Source organism: Kordia periserrulae (genome assembly GCF_003054265.1).
In the GTDB taxonomy this organism is placed as follows: domain Bacteria; phylum Bacteroidota; class Bacteroidia; order Flavobacteriales; family Flavobacteriaceae; genus Kordia; species Kordia periserrulae.
Window position 1 is genome coordinate 87,562 of the sequence record NZ_QBKT01000010.1, and the last position, 17,023, is coordinate 104,584.

General features: G+C 37.1%; 18 protein-coding genes. 9 read left to right on the forward strand and 9 right to left on the reverse strand.

Features of this window, described 5'->3' with window-relative positions; translation table 11 throughout:
* Positions 1 to 8: 8 nt before the first annotated feature.
* From C8N46_RS17565 to C8N46_RS17585, 5 genes are all read left to right on the forward strand, one after another.
* Positions 9 to 527, forward strand: coding sequence for a DUF4199 domain-containing protein (locus C8N46_RS17565; RefSeq protein ID WP_108116417.1), 519 nt, complete (start codon positions 9 to 11; stop codon positions 525 to 527).
* Positions 528 to 551: 24 nt separating this feature from the next.
* Positions 552 to 938, forward strand: coding sequence for a VOC family protein (locus C8N46_RS17570; RefSeq protein WP_108116418.1), 387 nt, complete (start codon positions 552 to 554; stop codon positions 936 to 938).
* Between the two features lie 70 nt (positions 939 to 1,008).
* Positions 1,009 to 1,671 carry a hypothetical protein gene (locus tag C8N46_RS17575; RefSeq protein ID WP_108116419.1) on the forward strand — a complete coding sequence of 221 codons (663 nt, stop codon included), beginning with the start codon at positions 1,009 to 1,011 and terminating at the stop codon, positions 1,669 to 1,671.
* An 88-nt stretch (positions 1,672 to 1,759) separates the two neighbouring features.
* Entirely contained in the window at positions 1,760 to 2,086 is a 327-nt protein-coding gene (locus C8N46_RS17580; RefSeq protein ID WP_108116420.1) for an ArsR/SmtB family transcription factor, read from the forward strand.
* Positions 2,087 to 2,247: 161 nt separating this feature from the next.
* On the forward strand, positions 2,248 to 2,670 hold the full coding sequence (locus C8N46_RS17585) for an arsenate reductase ArsC (protein WP_108116421.1): 423 nt from the start codon (positions 2,248 to 2,250) through the stop codon (positions 2,668 to 2,670).
* 203 nt (positions 2,671 to 2,873) lie between these two features.
* On the opposite strand, the gene C8N46_RS17590 is transcribed toward C8N46_RS17585, so the two are convergent.
* The 7 genes from C8N46_RS17590 to trmB form a co-directional block, all read right to left on the reverse strand.
* On the reverse strand, positions 2,874 to 3,206 hold the full coding sequence (locus C8N46_RS17590) for a 2Fe-2S iron-sulfur cluster-binding family protein (RefSeq protein ID WP_108116422.1): 333 nt from the start codon (positions 3,204 to 3,206) through the stop codon (positions 2,874 to 2,876).
* Positions 3,207 to 3,376: 170 nt separating this feature from the next.
* Complete coding sequence (locus C8N46_RS17595) at positions 3,377 to 4,432, reverse strand: NAD(P)/FAD-dependent oxidoreductase (protein ID WP_108116423.1); 1,056 nt, start codon at positions 4,430 to 4,432, stop codon at positions 3,377 to 3,379.
* Between the two features lie 69 nt (positions 4,433 to 4,501).
* Positions 4,502 to 4,741, reverse strand: coding sequence for a NifU family protein (locus C8N46_RS17600; protein WP_108116424.1), 240 nt, complete (start codon positions 4,739 to 4,741; stop codon positions 4,502 to 4,504).
* Between the two features lie 19 nt (positions 4,742 to 4,760).
* On the reverse strand, positions 4,761 to 5,888 hold the full coding sequence (locus tag C8N46_RS17605; protein WP_108116465.1) for an Mrp/NBP35 family ATP-binding protein: 1,128 nt from the start codon (positions 5,886 to 5,888) through the stop codon (positions 4,761 to 4,763).
* 403 nt (positions 5,889 to 6,291) lie between these two features.
* Positions 6,292 to 6,627 (reverse strand): MGMT family protein, encoded by a 336-nt coding sequence (locus C8N46_RS17610; RefSeq protein WP_108116425.1) that lies wholly within the window; start codon positions 6,625 to 6,627, stop codon positions 6,292 to 6,294.
* Positions 6,624 to 7,271, reverse strand: coding sequence for a lysine transporter LysE (locus tag C8N46_RS17615; protein WP_108116426.1), 648 nt, complete (start codon positions 7,269 to 7,271; stop codon positions 6,624 to 6,626). Before C8N46_RS17615 ends, C8N46_RS17610 begins: the two co-directional genes overlap by 4 nt.
* Positions 7,271 to 7,945: a tRNA (guanosine(46)-N7)-methyltransferase TrmB gene (trmB, locus tag C8N46_RS17620; RefSeq protein WP_108116427.1), complete on the reverse strand. Its 675-nt coding sequence runs from the start codon at positions 7,943 to 7,945 to the stop codon at positions 7,271 to 7,273. The genes C8N46_RS17615 and trmB overlap by 1 nt, the downstream gene beginning before the upstream one ends.
* 71 nt (positions 7,946 to 8,016) lie before the next feature.
* Between trmB and C8N46_RS17625 the strand changes: the two genes are divergently transcribed.
* Positions 8,017 to 9,078 (forward strand): glycosyltransferase, encoded by a 1,062-nt coding sequence (locus tag C8N46_RS17625; protein ID WP_170110100.1) that lies wholly within the window; start codon positions 8,017 to 8,019, stop codon positions 9,076 to 9,078.
* On the opposite strand, the gene C8N46_RS17630 is transcribed toward C8N46_RS17625, so the two are convergent.
* Positions 9,052 to 10,098 (reverse strand): sensor histidine kinase, encoded by a 1,047-nt coding sequence (locus tag C8N46_RS17630; RefSeq protein WP_108116428.1) that lies wholly within the window; start codon positions 10,096 to 10,098, stop codon positions 9,052 to 9,054. The two genes, C8N46_RS17625 and C8N46_RS17630, sit on opposite strands and share 27 nt — an antisense overlap.
* A gap of 3 nt (positions 10,099 to 10,101) precedes the next feature.
* Positions 10,102 to 10,785, reverse strand: coding sequence for a response regulator transcription factor (locus C8N46_RS17635; RefSeq protein ID WP_108116467.1), 684 nt, complete (start codon positions 10,783 to 10,785; stop codon positions 10,102 to 10,104).
* Between the two features lie 222 nt (positions 10,786 to 11,007).
* On the opposite strand from C8N46_RS17635, the gene C8N46_RS17640 reads away from it, so the two are divergent.
* The 3 genes from C8N46_RS17640 (at position 11,008) to C8N46_RS17650 (ending at position 17,020) form a co-directional block, all read left to right on the forward strand.
* Positions 11,008 to 13,851 (forward strand): TonB-dependent receptor, encoded by a 2,844-nt coding sequence (locus tag C8N46_RS17640; RefSeq protein ID WP_108116429.1) that lies wholly within the window; start codon positions 11,008 to 11,010, stop codon positions 13,849 to 13,851.
* 41 nt (positions 13,852 to 13,892) lie between these two features.
* The gene (locus C8N46_RS17645) at positions 13,893 to 15,107 is read left to right on the forward strand and encodes a multidrug transporter (protein WP_108116430.1); all 1,215 of its coding nucleotides are present in this window, start codon (positions 13,893 to 13,895) and stop codon (positions 15,105 to 15,107) included.
* Positions 15,108 to 15,295: 188 nt separating this feature from the next.
* Positions 15,296 to 17,020, forward strand: a complete 1,725-nt coding sequence (locus C8N46_RS17650) for a T9SS type A sorting domain-containing protein (protein WP_108116431.1) — start codon at positions 15,296 to 15,298, stop codon at positions 17,018 to 17,020.
* The last annotated feature ends 3 nt before the right edge of the window (positions 17,021 to 17,023 follow it).

Consider the following 17,023-nt stretch of genomic DNA (forward strand, 5'->3'; position numbering starts at 1 on the left):
TTTCAAGAATGAACAAACTAGTGCGCATATACGGAATATACGGTTTTATTATAGCTGTAATATTATTTTCGACCGTGCTTTATTTTGGAAATGCATTGGCGTTTAAAACGCACGGAATTATTGGCTACCTTACAATGATTGCTTCAGTGAGCGTGTCTTTTTACGGAATAAAACACTTTGTAAAACTACATCAAGACAAAGAAATTAGCTTTAAAGAAATACTTGGTATCGGCATCCTGATTTCGTTATTTCCCGCCATTGCCTTTGGTATTATTGACGCTATATATATTAGCGTGATACATCCTGAGTTTCCAGCAGAATTTATAACCTATAAATACGCTATGTTGGATTCGCAAACCCATCTTGTTGGAGAAGAATTGCGATTGGCAAAACTTGCCGTTTTGAAACAAAGTGAAGCCTTTAAAAACCCGATTCTTGTATTTTTTGTCTCCATGATGATGGTATTTGTCATCGGCGTTATTGTTTCGCTGATTTCAACATTAATAGTACATAAAAAACAACCATAAAATTAACTACGAAACAACGAACTTATGAAAAATAGAGTAACTGGATTGGGCGGATTTTTCTTTAAAACGGAAGATCCAAAAGGATTAAAAAATTGGTATGGAAAACATTTAGGCTTGCCCGTTGACGATTACGGTTGTACGTTTTGGTGGAAAGACCAAGAAGGCAACGATTGTTCCACACAGTGGAGCACATTTCCCAACGACACCAAGTATTTTCAACCTAGTGAGAAGCAATTTATGATGAACTTTCGGGTAGAAAATTTAGTGGAATTATTAAAAGTCTTGAAAGAAGAAGGCGTAACGGTTGTCGGCGAAATAGAAGAATACAGCTATGGAAAATTTGGCTGGATTGTGGACCCAGAAGGCAATAAAATTGAATTATGGGAACCAATTGATAAAGCATTTCAATAGTTTTCTTTGTACATTGTAACAAATACAAGCTACTTTTTACTAATTAAATAGCATTTAAAAAGGAATCTATATGAGCAAAGATAAAGACACTTCTTCCCAAAAAAAACCGGAGTCTGAAGAGAAAGTACACAAAGCAAAAATTGTTCGCGATACGAAAGCGGAAGAACTGAAAGACGAAGTAAAAGAAACGCTGCACAACCTCAAGGAAAAAGCGGCAGAATTTGCAGATAAAGCCAAAGAAAAGGCGAGTCATTTTAAGGAAGAAGCCAAAGAAGCGTTTGAAAGCGCGAAAGAAAAAACAGCTGAATTTTCAGGAGAAGCGAAAGAAAAGTTTGCCGATTTCTCTGAAAAAGCACAAGAAAAAGCCGCCGATTTTGCCGAAGATGCCAAAGAAGCCTATGAAGAAGCAAAGGAAAAAACGGCTGAATTTACAGAAGAAGCCAAAGAAAAGTTTGCCGATTTCTCTGAAAAAACACAAGAAAAAGCGGCTGATTTTGCCGAAGATGCGAAAGAGAAATATGATGAATACAAGGAAGTAGCTAAAGAAAAGTTTTCAGAATTTAGCGAAGAAGCCAAAGAAGTCATTGAAGATATAAAAGAAAAAGTAAGTGAGTTTGCAGAAGAAGCTGGCGAACGCTTTGAAGAATTCTCCGAAGAAGCCAAAGAAACTCTTGGAGAAGCTTCTAAAAAAACCAAAAGCTTTTTTCAACGCCTTTTTGGAAGTAAAAAATAAATTCTCACCATAAATCTAATTCGAAAAGCTAGATGATTTCTAGCTTTTTTTATATCTTTATTGTAATATCACGTTATCACAATTTGTTATGGGCATTACCAAAAATCACATCTTTGACGAGTATCAAAACGAAACTGCAAATATCACAAAAGTGTTAGGTCATCCTGCCCGAATTGCTATTATTCAACACATAAGTCAACACGAATATTGCAATTGTAATGATTTGGTAGAAGCTACAGGACTGGCGCAACCGACAGTTTCGCAACACCTATCTGAAATTAAGAAAATTCACCTGCTTACACAGAAACATCAAGGAAAGAATATTTTTTACGCTATCGATTTGGACGTTTTAAACCAATATCGCCGTAAAATCAATGATTTTTTCGTAAAAATACAGGTCAACTGCCAGAAATAACTCCATTTTTTTAGCACATTTTTATAGTGAAATGTTAAATTATAGTAATTTAACATTTAAAAACTACGAAAATCCTTCTGCTGGTTTAATTTTATAAACTTGAACAGTGTATTTTATTTTAAAATGGACTGTTTTATCATTATAACAACCTACCATACATTATGAAAAATATTCTTGTACTTTGTACTGGAAACTCTTGTCGTAGCCAAATGGCAGATGGATATTTGACACATTTCACCAAAGGCAACGCTAACATATTCAGCGCTGGAATTGAAGCACATGGCGTCAATCCGAAAGCCATTGCCATTATGAAGTTGGACGGAATTGATATTTCGAACAACACGTCCAACCTCGTTTCTGATTATGAACATATTGACTTTGATTACATCATTACGGTATGCGATCATGCCCAAGAAAACTGTCCTTTTATTCCCAGTAAAAACGCCAAACGCATTCATCAAAATTTTGCAGATCCTTCTAAAGTAAAAGGTTCGGAAGAACAAATTTTTAATGCCTTTAAGAAAACGAGAGTACAGATAAAAGCGTTTTGTGAAACATTTGTTTTGGAGGAATTGGGTTTTTAGTTGCTGGTTGTTCGTTGTTCGTTGTTTGTTTTTCGTAGTTTGATTTGTGCGTCACGCTGAACATGATTCGGTGTCGCATAATTTTTTAGTTTTTTTTGTGATGAAACTCTTTTATGCTGAATAACTTCATAGCACTTCTCGATACAAAATCTTTTCAAGATTTCACTCGAAGTGACGCATTGGAATTCACATATCATATCGATTTAACCCTCAGGCGCCAACTCCACTTCCAAACCATCCAACTCAGGTGTCATTTGAATTTGGCAACCTAAGCGGCTGTTGTCTTCTACATGAAACGCTTCGGCAAGCATCATGTCTTCATCAACGCTCATTTCGGGCAATTCGTGGTCAGAATGTACATAACACTGACAGGAAGCACACATTGCCATACCACCACAAATTCCGATAGTTCCTTCAGGAGCGAGTTCGTACGAGCGTACGACTTCCATTAAGTTCATTGCCATATCAGTTGGCGCTACGACTTCATGTGTAACGCCATCACGATCTGTTATTTTTATGTTGATGTCTGCTGACATTTTTGATGTACGATTTACGATTTACGATTTACGATTGTAGATTTATGATTTTTGTTTCAGAGCTGTTCTCGATACTATTTTTTCGCTACGCTTAAAAATCACTCGAACTGACGTTTCTAAGTTCAAACTTAGGTAATTGAGCAAAATTATAAAAGAATTTTATGCCGAAATTAATTTATCGCTTTCACAACGGCTTTTGGCGCTTCTTTTCGTGTGCCGTCGAAACCGTCAATTCCACTTACCGTAGTGTATTTCATGACATATTTTTTATCTGGAAAAATACGCTGATACGCACTTTGACACATTAACGTTGCTTCATGAAATCCACAGAGAATCAATTTTAACTTCCCTGGATAGGTGTTTACATCACCAATGGCGTAAATCCCAGGAATGTTGGTTTGATAGTCTAACGTATTGTCTACTTTGATAGCGTTTTTCTCAATTTCCAATCCCCAATCGGCAATCGGCCCCAGTTTTGGTGCCAATCCGAATAGTGGAATAAAATGGTCTGTTTCTAACGTAATTGGCGTTTCTCCCTTTTTAGTTACCTCAACACCAGTTACATGGTTTTCTCCGTGAATCGCCGTGATTTCCGCAGGTGTAATCAAGTTGATTTTCCCTAAGTTTTTGAGTTCTTGTACTTTTTCAACAGAATCTAACGCGCCGCGAAATTCATTTCGTCTATGAACCAATGTTACTTCCGAAGCCACGTCTGTTAAAAAGATGCTCCAATCGAGCGCAGAATCGCCACCACCTGCAATTACGACTTTTTTATCACGATACATTTCTGGGTCACGAATGATATATTCGACACCTTTGTCTTCGTAATTTGCTAAGTTTTGAATTGGTGGTTTTCTTGGCTCAAAACTTCCCAATCCGCCCGCAATGGCAACAATTGGCGCATGATGTTTTGTGCCTTTATTCGTAGTTACGATGAACGTTCCGTCATCCAGTTTTTCAATAGTTTCAGCACGTTCTCCCAAAGTAAATGTTGGTTCAAACGGCGCTATTTGTTTCATTAAATTATCAACCAAATCGCCCGCCAATACTTCTGGATATCCAGGAATATCGTAGATGGGTTTTTTTGGGTAGATTTCCGCGCACTGTCCGCCAGGTTGCGGCAACGCGTCTATTAAGTGACATTTTAATTTTAATAATCCTGCTTCAAACACAGTAAAAAGTCCCGTAGGACCAGCTCCAATAATAAGTATATCGGTCTTAATCATTTTCTTTTTCTAATTATTCCACAGTAAAAATAACATGCTTTGGCACGACATTTTATGACTTTTGTCAGTTTAGTCTACGCTTATTACTTTTTCAATTTGTGGCACATGTTTTTTTATCGTCATTTCAACACCAGACTTTAAGGTCATTTGATTTACGCTACAGCCTGCGCAAGCACCTTCTAGTTGTACTTTTACAAGTGTATCGTTTTCAATTTCTACAAGTTTGATATCGCCACCGTCGCTTTGTAAAAAAGGACGAATTTCCGCTAACGCCTTTTCTACGTTGTCTTTTATTTCTTCGGTTGTCATGTATATCGTGTTTACGAGATTATTTTTTGACAGCTGAACATCCAGCCATTGTTGTAATTTTTATTACTTCTGTAGCAGGTAAACTTTCGTTTCTGTTTACCACTTCTTGCACTACATTTTGTGTCAGTTTTTCAAAAGCTGCCTCAATAATTGTAGCTGTTTGCATTGCCGCAGGTCTTCCCACATCTCCAGCTTCACGAATGCTTTGCACCAATGGAATTTCTCCCAAAAATGGTACACTGATATCTTCTGCTAGGTTTTTAGCACCTTCTTTTCCGAAGATGTAATATTTATTGTTTGGCAATTCTTCAGGAGTAAAGTACGCCATATTTTCTATAATTCCCAATACTGGAACATTTATGCTTTCTTGTTGAAACATTGCCACTCCTTTTTTGGCATCTGCCAAGGCTACATTTTGCGGTGTACTTACGACTACAGCTCCTGTTATTGGTAACGATTGCATGATGCTTAAGTGAATGTCGCCCGTACCTGGAGGCAAGTCTAACAGTAAAAAGTCCAATTCGCCCCAATCGGCATCAAAAATCATTTGGTTTAGTGCTTTGCTCGCCATTGGTCCACGCCAAACCACTGCTTGATTAGGTTTTGTGAAGAATCCGATAGACAGAATTTTAACTCCGTAACTTTCTACAGGTTTCATTTTTGAAACACCATCAACACGAACCGCTAGTGGCTTTTCGCCTTCTACATCAAACATAATTGGCATCGATGGTCCATAAATATCTGCATCCAACACACCTACTTTAAAGCCCATTCCTGCTAAGGTTACCGCCAAATTCGCTGTGATAGTAGATTTTCCAACGCCACCTTTTCCAGAAGCGACTGCAATGATATTTTTGATATTTGGCAGTTGTTTTCCTTTAATTTCTGGCTTTTCTGGTCGCTCAACTTTTACGTTGACTTTGACTTTTGCATCTGCATACACTTTATCGCGCAATACTGAGGTAATTTCAGCTTCCACTTTTTTCTTGGCTTGCAATGCTGGATTTGTGATGACAATATCTACTACAATTTCGTCTGCAAATGTCATGATGTTTCGTACAGCGCCGCTTGCAATCATATTGGCGCCTTCGCCTGGAACAGTAATGGTACTTAATGCTGCTTGTATATCTTTCTTTTGTATTTTCACAGTGTTATTTTTTGTGTTGTTCAATTTAAAAAGCGATGATATAGACACTTAATGTAAATTGATTCTAAATTGCAAAGATACAGCGAAATGTTTAGAAAGTGAAGTCCTTGTATTGAAATGATTTATTGTATGATTTGGATAGGTTATTTTGGGTGTTGGGTGTTGGGTGTTGGGTGTTGGGTGTTGGGTGTTGGGTGTTGGGTGTTGGGTGTTGGGTGTTAGGTGTTAGGTGTTAGGTGTTAGGTGTTAGGTGTTAGCAAAAATACTTTATCATTTTACATTTTGCTGTTTTACATTTTAAATTTTGTTATTCGTTTTTTGTCGATTTGTTTGTGAGAGAACATTCAACGTACGCGCTATGTGGAAACTAATCGCTACATTGCTACATTAAAAAATTGCTACACTATAAAAGTTCTTTAGACGGATCCCAAAAGTATTTTTCTAAGTTTTGAATTTGATTGTCGATGACTTCTACACCTTCGCTTTCGAGCAGTTGTTGCATTAAATTGGTTCCTTGAAAATGATGTTTTCCTGTGAGCAATCCTTTTCTGTTGACGACTCTATGTGCGGCGATATCTTCGTATTTTCCTGCGCCATTCATTGCCCAACCGACCATTCTGGCACTTCTGGCTGCGCCTAAATATTTGGCAATAGCTCCGTAACTTGTCACTTTTCCGTACGGAATTAAACGCGCCACTTCATACACACGTTCAAAGAAGTTTTGATTTTCTGGCTTCATACCACATCAGGTTTGTAAAAGATTCGAATGAGTGTCACAATCACTAAAACCAACATCAGTCCACTGAGAATATGATCGGAATATTTGGAAAAGTTACCCGATTTTGACTGCGATTTGTTAAAGTAAAATACATACATATACAGCATGGCAAAGGTTCCAAATCCTGTTCCTAACACAAATGTAATGATGTCTACAACCGTAAATTCCATCAAGTCTGACGCGCGCCAGAGTGCATTTAAACCAATAAAATACGGAATTGGCAACACATTGAGCATTGCTAAGAAAATTCCTTTAAAGAAACTTCCTTTTTTGCTCACTTTGACCATTCGGATGCGTTTTTTCTTTTTTGTTTTTTTCCGTGCGACAATGAAAAAATAGATGGCTAATAAACCAAAAATAACAACAGCTGCTTTTTCTAAAACTTCTATAATTTGTTGATTGTGATAGAGATATTTGGAAATCATCACGGCAATGATTGCCTGAATAAATACAACAATAGAAGCTCCGATAGCGAAGATAATACCGTTCATTTTCCCTTTTTGCGTACTGATTTTAGCAGCGGTAATGTTGATTAATCCCGGAGGAACCACACCTAAAAGTGCCGCCGAAAAGGTGATAAAAAAGAGAATAATGAAATCGGTCATTACTTAATTTTGAAGTGAATATAAGTAATTGCTTTGTTTACTTCCAAATATTGTGACTCGTAAAATGTTTGTATTTCAGTGACTTCCGCCGGACTTCCCTCATTTTTGTACACATCGTGATTGGCGTATAACACTTCGTGTCCCGCGCCATGCAACAATCCTAATGTATAACCGTGCATAAATTCGCTGTCGGTTTTTAAATGTACGGTTCCTTCCGAATTGAGAATTTTTTTGTAACGCGCTAAAAAGGCTTCGTTGGTCAATCGGTGTTTGGTACGTTTGTATTTGATTTGCGGATCGGGAAAGGTAATCCAAATTTCAGAAACTTCATTTTCGGCAAACAAACCTTCAATCAATTCTATTTGTGTTCGAATGAACGCTACATTATTCATATTTTCTTCAATGGCCGTTTTTGCTCCACGCCAAAAGCGCGCCCCTTTAATGTCGATTCCGATAAAGTTTTTGTTTGGAAATTTACGCGCCAATGCCACGCTGTATTCGCCTTTTCCACAACCCAATTCGAGTACAATTGGTGCATCATTTTTAAAGAAATCTTGATTCCATTTTCCTTTGTAGGGAAAATTTTTATTGACGATTTCTTCGCGTGTTGGCTGTAGTACATTCGCAAAAGTATCGTTTTCTCTGAAGCGTTTGAGTTTGTTTTTACTTCCCACAATAGTTTCTTAATATTTTGACAAAACTAAGGAAATCTTGCAGACCTTTTTATATTCTTATCTTTGATTTTATGAAGAATTCGAAAACTGTTTTGGTAGCACCGCTGAATTGGGGTTTGGGACACGCCACGCGATGCATTCCGATTATTCGTGGTTTACTAGCTGAAAATTTTACACCTGTAATTGCTTCGGATGGTATCGCGCTTCAATTGTTGCAAAAAGAATTTCCTGAATTGGAAACGATTCTTTTACCCGATTATCAGATTGAATATGCTAAAAAAGGCAAGAATTTTAAGCTGAAAATGCTGAAAGATTCGCCCAAAATGCTCAAAGCGATTTCGAAAGAGAAAAAAATCATTAAAAAACTCGTGAAAGAACGTGATTTTGCAGGAATCATCTCAGATAATCGACTAGGCGTGTATCACAAAAAAGTGCCTTCGGTGTTTATAACGCATCAATTGAATGTACTGAGTGGTGCCACAACATGGCTTAGCAGCAAAATTCATCAATCTATTATTAAGAAGTTTGACGAATGTTGGGTGCCGGATGTTGCTGGAAAACCGAATCTTTCAGGCAAATTAGGACATTTAAAGAAACATTCGCTCACGCTAAAATATATTGGTCCACTGAGTCGATTGCAGTTTCAAGAGTTGCCAACTGTGTATGATTTGATGGTGATTTTGTCCGGACCAGAACCGCAACGTACCATGCTTGAAGAAAAGTTGTTTGAGGAAGTGAAGCATTTTGACGGCAAGGTATTGTTTGTTCGTGGAAAAATTGAAGCCAAACAAGAACAGTTTCAGTTTTTGAATTGTGAGGTGTTCAATTTTATGCAAAGTGACGCGCTCGAAAAAGCCTTTAACGAAAGTGCCTTAGTGCTTTCTCGCTCTGGTTATACCACAGTGATGGATTTGGCAAAGTTGCAAAAGAAAGCATTTTTTATTCCCACACCAGGACAGTTTGAGCAAGAGTATTTGGCAAAACGTTTACAGAAGCAACAATTGGTTCCGATGGCGACACAAGACGATTTTTCAATTGATCAACTAAAACGGGTTGCCGATTTTAAAGGCTTACGCCAGATTGATTATGAAGAAGATTACACCGAATTATTCCGCCTTTTCCAGCGTAAATGAAAATTCTGAACCTACACCGTATTCACTTTCCACGTAAATTTTTTCGTTGTGCGCTTCAATGATGTGTTTTACAATGGAAAGTCCCAAACCTGAACCGCCTTCTTTACGCGTGCGGCTTTTGTCTACACGATAAAAACGTTCAAACAAACGCGGAATGTTTTCTTTTTCAATTCCTTCTCCGTTATCCGTAACACGGACAATGACTTTGTTTCGAATCAGATTTTCAACGCTGATTTCCGTAGTTCCTTTTTCGCGCCCGTATTTGACAGAGTTTACAATCAAATTGGTCAATACTTGCTGAATGCGTTCTTTATCGGCAGAAACCATGATAGGTTTGGTATAATTCATATCAAACGCTAAGGAAATTTGCTTTTTTGCCGCTTTCATTTCGAGCAAATCGAACACATTTTGCACCAATTCGATAATGTCAAATTTTTCAATATGCAAGTTTAAATCGCCCGCTTCTAGTCGCGTAATCATGTCCAAATCTTTCACGATGTAAATCAAGCGTTCGACACCTTTTCCTGCGCGATTTAGGTATTTTTTACGAATATTTTTGTCTTCCATCGCACCATCCAACAAGGTTAAAATATAGCCTTGCACGGTAAATAAGGGCGTTTTTAATTCGTGCGATACATTTCCGATAAATTCTTTTCGGTAGTTTTCACGAATTTTTAAGGTTTCAATTTCCAGTTTTTTGTTCGTGGCAAACTTCTCTATTTCTTTAGTTAGTGTTGCCATGTCTGTTGTAATCGGATAATTTTGAAAGTCGCGAATATCCAACAACGTCACATCGTCGTATATTTTTTTAACTCTTTTATAGATGAATCGCTCCACGCGGTATTGAATGATGAAGAAGCAAAACGCAAAACTGGTGATGAAAAATAGAATGGGTACAATAATGTAGCTTTCTATTTTAAAAAAGAACAGCAATGCTTCCAAAATAGTCGTTGTAAATAAGGTAATGTACAACGAAGAGCGCAGCGCAAAACGATATGATTTTCTGAGTTTTCTGGTCATGTTTTATTGTACATACTTGTACCCAACACCTTTAACAGTTTTAAATTGATTTTCACCAATTTTTTCACGCAATTTACGAATATGAACGTCAATGGTACGTCCGCCAACAATGACTTCATTTCCCCAAACTTTGTCTAGAATTTCTTCTCTTTTGAATACTTTTCCAGGTCGTGATGCTAACAAAGACAATAGTTCAAATTCTTTTCTTGGCAGAATGATTTCGGTACCGTCTTTTACAATTTTATATTCTTCACGATTGATGACGATGTCTCCAACGGTCACAATTTGTTCGTTTTCATCATCTTCTTTGAGCCTACGCAACAATGCTTTTACTTTACTTACCAATACTTTTGGTTTGATAGGTTTCGTGATATAATCATCGGCTCCAGCATCAAAACCAGCTACTTGCGAATAATCTTCGCCTCTCGCCGTTAAAAAGGTAATGATGGTATTTGCTAAGTTGCTATCTTTTCGAATATTTTCACAGGCTTCAATTCCGTCCATTTCTGGCATCATAACGTCCATGATGATTAAATGCGGTTTTATTTTTTTGGCTTTGGCAATAGCATCTATACCATTATTGGCAGTTGTTAATTGATAGCCTTCTGAAGATAAATTGTAACCGACAATTTCTAAAATATCTGGCTCGTCATCGACCAATAAAATTTTGATGTCCTTTTTTTTCATTTGAGTGTGTTGTTTGTTTAAGTAGTTGATTTCGTAATTATTACGCATAATTCACACTACATATTACTTCGCAAAAGTAAAGATAAAATTAATTATTGAAAGTGATTAACACTCATTTAATATGATAACGTTAAGCTAACATACATATTACAAAGGTTTAACCTGCAAGTAACACCATCTTTACACGTTGGTCATTTCTTTGCGCTGTGAAATAAAAACTAGATGAAACAAAAAATTACATTTACGATATTCCTATTATTTACTTTCGTTTTGATAGGGAATGCACAAAACGGTTCTATCGTTGGTAAAGTGCAAGATAAAGAAGAAAACAATGCTCCATTACCTTTTGCGAATATTTCTATCAAAGGTACTTCTAAAGGAACAACATCTGATTTGGATGGTTTATATCAAATACCAGAAGTAGCTCCAGGAACGTACACGTTAGTATTCAGTTTCGTAGGTTACAAAACTCAAGAAGTTGAGAATGTAGTTGTAAATCCAGGAAAAATTACAAATGTAGATGTTATTTTATCTGTAAATGCTGCTGCGTTAGACGCAATTGTCATTACAGCCACTACTAGAAAAGTTTCGGAAGCAGCTACTTTATTAGAGCAAAAGAAGTCGAAAGATATCAAACAAATTATTGGAGCGGAAGAATTGGCACGTAAAGGTGTGGGTGATGCCGCTGGTGCAGTTTCAAAAATTTCAGGAGTTTCGCGCCAAGAAGGTTCTAGCAATGTATATGTACGTGGAATGGGTGACCGTTACTTAAATACTACATTTAATGGATTGCCATTGCCATCAAACAATATTGAAAAGAAAAATATTTCATTAGGCTTGTTTGCAACAGATGTTATTGAAAATGTATCAATTAGCAAAGCCTATTCTGGAAAACAGTATGGTGACTTTGCCGCGGGTAATGTAAACATTAATTCTAAAGAATATAGAGGAGAAGGGTTTATTGAAGCCTTTACAGGATCGAGCATCAACACAAACGCCATTAATGAAGATTTTGTAGTGAGTGAAGGTTCAGGATATTTTGGAGATTATGCGCGACACAATCAAAATCCGTTTGCTGTAGTTTTATCTCATGGAATAGACCCTGAAGCAGTAAGTGCTCCAATTAATACCAATTTTGGAATTGCTGGAGGAAAATCGTGGACCTTTGGAAATGATTCTCGCTTGAGTGTTTTTGGAACGGTTTCTTTTGAAAACGGATACGAATATCGTAGAGGTGAAGCAACAGACTTTACTACGGTTGAAAAGAAAACATTTAAAGATGCGGAAGAATTTGAATACAGTACTACCACAACGGCAATGGGAACTGTAAGCTACAAAATTAATGATGATAACAAATTAAAGTTCAACTCCTTATTCATCAATAGTTCTACCAACGAAGTTGGATATTTTGGTATCGACGGAACAGGTCGTGATCGTGATGCGATTTTAAACACAGACGAAGGTTTTTACCAAATGAACGCACAATTTGACCAAAACCAAGTGTATGTAAACCAATTGATGGGAACACACAAATCTGGTAAGTTTGAAATTGACTGGGCAGCAGGTTACAACTTTGTAGTAGCAAAGCAACCAGACCGTCGCCGTATTACGCTTGAAAATTATCAATTTGCATTAGATAATGACCCAAGTACAAATCCGACATTCTACAGTAACATTGTTTTTGACAACCAACGTTATTTTCAAGATATTGACGATTCAGAATTTAATGGACGTTTGAACTTAGAATACGAAGCAAACGAAAATTTAAAATTGAATTTTGGTTACAACGCAAGAGCGAAAGAGCGTAATTTTGAAAACATTCGTTATGGATATGACATCATTGATTCTGACTTCCAAGTAACAGATGTTAATAATTTTGATGCAGTATTTAGTCCAAACAATATCAATTTAACTTCTGGAGATGGTATTTATGAAATTAGAGTAATTAATACTATTCCTGGACTATCAAATGTAAACCGTCCTGGACTTCCAGAAAACACATACAAAGGTAACTTAGACATTTTTGCTGGGTATGTAGATGCAGAAATCCAAACTGGAAAATGGTTAATTGTTCCTGGAATCAGATTCGAAGCATTTGACCAAAGTATTGCGTATGACGTTATCAACTTAGGAAACAGTGGAAATGCTACAGCAAGCGCTAACGAAAACTTTATTTTACCAAGTTTAAACATCAAATACGAATTGAACGAAGAGCAAAACTTACGTTTGGCAGCGAGTAGAACAGTATCGTTACCTGAATTTAAAGAAACAGCTCCTTTCGTATATATTGATGTAACCAACAGAGTTGGTGGTAACCCTGATTTATTAGGTTCTACAAATCCAAACTTCATCAACGTAAGTGATGTAGCATACTCAGATGTATTGAACTTAGACTTAAAATACGAATGGTTTTTTGGTAAAGGAGAAATTTTCTCTGTATCCGCTTTCGCAAAACGAATCTCTGACCCAGTAAACCGAGTAGTTGCTTTTGATGCTACAGGAACACAACGTTACTTTAGAACTGGAGAAACTGCCGAAGTGTACGGATTGGAATTAGAATTTAGAAAAAACATCTTAAAAGATGCTGATGATAACAACTTATTAGGCTTTGGAATTAACACTACGTTGATGCACACGGAGCAAGATTTATACGATGTTATTCAAGGAACTTATAGTGTAAGTTTTAGCGAAACTACAGAACAATTACAAGGAGCATCACCGTTCATTGTCAATGCAGACGTAAGCTACTCGCCTACCTTCGGAAACTACAAGCCAACTGGAAACTTAGTATTCTCATACTTCGCAGACCGTATTGACGCATTAGGTTCAGGACAGTTAGGAAACATTATAGAAAAATCAGTTCCAACCTTAGATTTTATCTTAAAAAACAGCATCACAGAAAACTTCGAAATCAACTTTAGCGTACGAAACATATTAAATCCAGATGTCAAATTTATTCGTGAAACCTCAGGTGGAGATGTACTTGTTACTTCAACCAACGGAAAAGGAGTTTCAGGTTACGATAGAGGACGAAATATTGGATTACAACTGAAATACAAATTTTAACAAAAACAAACTTAAAGATTACTATTAAAAACACAAACACAATGAAAAATCGTATATTATTTGGATTTGCACTTTTAGGAGCTCTAGCTATGACTTCATGTGCATCAGACGACACTGCTGATATCAACATTACTGATAACAGTGTAGTGAACAACACAACAACAAACCCAGGCGGAGGAAGTACTGGTGGACAAACTATCTTCTTATCAGGAACATATACAGAAGATTTAGAATTAGATGCTAACAATACATACAAAGTAAACGGATCATTAATCATGGCTGCTGGAACTACATTACGTGTACCTGCAGGTATGACTGTAGAAGCATTAGCTGCTGGATCTGACGTTTATATTGCTATCTCTGTGGGAGCTCAAATTGAAGCTATCGGTACTGCAGACAACCCAATCGTATTTACTTCTGATGCTTCTGCACCAGCTGCTGGAGACTGGGGAGGATTAATCTTATTAGGAGATGCGCCTGTAAACTCTGTTTCTGGTACTGCAACTTCTACTTCTGAAATCGCTAGTTTACCTTACGGTGGAACGGATGCTGCTGATAACTCAGGTACCTTACGTTATGTACGTGTACAGTACTCAGGAGGATCTGCTGATGGACAGTCAGAAAACAACGGAATCTCTTTCTACGGAGTTGGAAACGGAACTATTGTTGAGTATGTTCAAGTATTTGAAGGAAAAGATGACGGAATTGAGTTCTTTGGTGGAACTGTAGATGTTGACTTTGCAGCAGTTATTGGAGCGCAAGATGATTCTATCGACTGGACAGAAGGGTATACAGGAACTATCACAAACGCTTACGTTAAACACGGAGCTGATCACGATAAAGGAATTGAAGCTGACGGTTTCAACACAGATATCGGAAACAACTCAAACCCAATCTATTTCTCTGCGCCAACTGTAAACAACCTTACCATCATCGGATTAGGTTCTGCTAACAGTAGCGAAGCTGTTCGTTTAAGAGCTGGAACAAGAGCTATGTTCAACAACGTAGTATTAGAAGGATACAACGAAGGTTTTGATTTAGATACGGATCCAGTTGTTCCTGCTGATCACCCAACAGGAGAAGGTGTTGTAAGTGGAGAAACTCAAGTTACTGACATTACTTTTATCGATATCAATGTAAAAGTTAAAAACGATACAGGAATCATGTTTACAGAAGCTGACTTAATTTCTGGTGACGGAAACGGTACAGGAACTGACTTCGCTTCTTGGGGAGCTGGTTGGACAGTTGGAAACTAATTGCACAACAGTATACTAATCATACGGAAAAACGTCTTCTTAACGAAGGCGTTTTTTTGTTTATGGCAGAATAATACTTTTGTTATCAAATGGTTAAAACAGCGCACAAATACGTAAGCTTACTTCCATAGTTCGGCTTCTTTTGTATATTTGTACCATAAATTTATGAATGGTTAAAACATTAACGTATGAACAAAAACTACTTTTTACTAATTGCATTGCTAATATCTTCTATCTCTTTTGGACAAATATGGAGTGAAGATTTTGGTTCGTATGCAGAAAATACAGGAATTGAAGGAGATGGCGCTGGTGGTGTCGCAAATATTGGTGATTACCCAGGAGGCGTAACTTGGACTTTAGATGCTACGAATTCAGGTTTATTTAATTCTTCAGACTTTGCTAAAACTGTTGGTGGTGTATTTACTTTTAGAGATACTGATGGTGCAGGAGGAGTTACTTGGGAATCTGAATTAATTAACATTTCAGCAGCAACAAGCCCTGTAACATTTCAATTAACAGCTTCAAACAATGCTGGAGGATTTGAAACAAGTGATTTCTACAATGTATATTACAGTGTTGATGGAGGTCCTTTTACTTTAATTGCTGACTGGAACGGACTTGGAGATGCAACAACTACAATTTTCGGAGAAAAAGGTGGTGTTGATTGGGGAACTGTAGAAACAATCTCTCAAAGTGGAATCTCAGGAAGTACATTACAAATTAGAGTACAAGCACTTATCAATGCTAGTGCAGAGCAATTCTTCTTAGACGATATTTCAGTTTTTGAAGGTGCTGCGTCTCCATCTTTAACGCTTACTGCTCCAACAGACAACAACGTATTCGCACCTGGAACAACTTCTGTTGACGTTGAATTTGTTGCACAAAACATCGATTTAATGATCGCTGGAAACCAAGTAAATGTTACAGTAAACATGGGCGCTACTGATGCTGACGTTACAAGTCCTTACGCAATTCCAACTACAAATGGAGGAACGTATGACGTAACTGTTGAGTTATTAGAAGGCGGTATGGTTGTAGATACTAAAATGGTTTCATTCTCTGTAGCAAATATTACTACTGTAAATAACATTACAGAATTACGCGCAGGAACAGAAGGTGAATATTACGAATTAAATAATGAAGCTATCATTTCATACATCGTAACAGAAAACACAAGAAACCAAAAATACATCCAAGATGCTGGTGCTGGGATCTTAATCGATGATACAGCTGGAACATTAAGCGCACCATTAAACATTGGTGACGGAATCTTCGGATTACAAGGACAATTATCTTCATTCTCTGGAGTATTACAATTTGTGCCAATTGCAAACGTACCTGGAGCTTCTTCAACTGGAAACTCATTAACACCATTATACGTAACAGCGAACGAATTGGCTACAAACGGTGAAGTTTACGAAAGTAGATTAATCCGATTGTTAAATGTAACATTCGCTGATATGGGAATGTTTTCAGATAATACAAACTACACGGTAACTACAGATGGCGGAACAGATTCAACTGTATGTAGAGTATCTTTCGGTGATGAGGATTTAATCGGAACAACAATTCCAGCGGTAGCTGTTGACATTATTGGTTTAGGTGGAGAATTCAACGGAACATACCAAATATTACCAAGATACGCTGCTGATATTGACACTACATTAAGCAACGACGAGTTTGATACAACTTCGTTTAGCATGTATCCAAACCCTGTTAACGGAACTACAGTAACCATTACTTCAGCTTCAAACAGCACAAAAGAAGTACAAGTGTATAGCATCTTAGGAAAGCAAGTAATCAACACTACGATTACAAACACCCTAAATGTTGCTGAATTACAAACAGGAATCTACGTAGTAAGAATTACTGAAAATGGTAAATCAGCCACTAAGAAATTAGTTATCAAATAAGAG

Excerpts from the sequence above, each read along its gene's own strand:
- C8N46_RS17570 (WP_108116418.1), top strand. The coding sequence starts at position 552 with ATGAAAAATAGAGTAACTGGATTGGGCGGATTTTTCTTTAAAACGGAA.
- C8N46_RS17645 (WP_108116430.1), top strand. The coding sequence starts at position 13,893 with ATGAAAAATCGTATATTATTTGGATTTGCACTTTTAGGAGCTCTAGCT.
- C8N46_RS17580 (WP_108116420.1), top strand. The coding sequence starts at position 1,760 with ATGGGCATTACCAAAAATCACATCTTTGACGAGTATCAAAACGAAACT.
- C8N46_RS17640 (WP_108116429.1), top strand. The coding sequence starts at position 11,008 with ATGAAACAAAAAATTACATTTACGATATTCCTATTATTTACTTTCGTT.
- C8N46_RS17625 (WP_170110100.1), top strand. The coding sequence starts at position 8,017 with ATGAAGAATTCGAAAACTGTTTTGGTAGCACCGCTGAATTGGGGTTTG.
- C8N46_RS17590 (WP_108116422.1), bottom strand. The coding sequence starts at position 3,206 with ATGTCAGCAGACATCAACATAAAAATAACAGATCGTGATGGCGTTACA.
- C8N46_RS17585 (WP_108116421.1), top strand. The coding sequence starts at position 2,248 with ATGAAAAATATTCTTGTACTTTGTACTGGAAACTCTTGTCGTAGCCAA.
- C8N46_RS17565 (WP_108116417.1), top strand. The coding sequence starts at position 9 with ATGAACAAACTAGTGCGCATATACGGAATATACGGTTTTATTATAGCT.
- C8N46_RS17630 (WP_108116428.1), bottom strand. The coding sequence starts at position 10,098 with ATGACCAGAAAACTCAGAAAATCATATCGTTTTGCGCTGCGCTCTTCG.
- C8N46_RS17610 (WP_108116425.1), bottom strand. The coding sequence starts at position 6,627 with ATGAAGCCAGAAAATCAAAACTTCTTTGAACGTGTGTATGAAGTGGCG.
- C8N46_RS17595 (WP_108116423.1), bottom strand. The coding sequence starts at position 4,432 with ATGATTAAGACCGATATACTTATTATTGGAGCTGGTCCTACGGGACTT.
- C8N46_RS17650 (WP_108116431.1), top strand. The coding sequence starts at position 15,296 with ATGAACAAAAACTACTTTTTACTAATTGCATTGCTAATATCTTCTATC.
- C8N46_RS17635 (WP_108116467.1), bottom strand. The coding sequence starts at position 10,785 with ATGAAAAAAAAGGACATCAAAATTTTATTGGTCGATGACGAGCCAGAT.
- C8N46_RS17600 (WP_108116424.1), bottom strand. The coding sequence starts at position 4,741 with ATGACAACCGAAGAAATAAAAGACAACGTAGAAAAGGCGTTAGCGGAA.
- C8N46_RS17575 (WP_108116419.1), top strand. The coding sequence starts at position 1,009 with ATGAGCAAAGATAAAGACACTTCTTCCCAAAAAAAACCGGAGTCTGAA.
- C8N46_RS17615 (WP_108116426.1), bottom strand. The coding sequence starts at position 7,271 with ATGACCGATTTCATTATTCTCTTTTTTATCACCTTTTCGGCGGCACTT.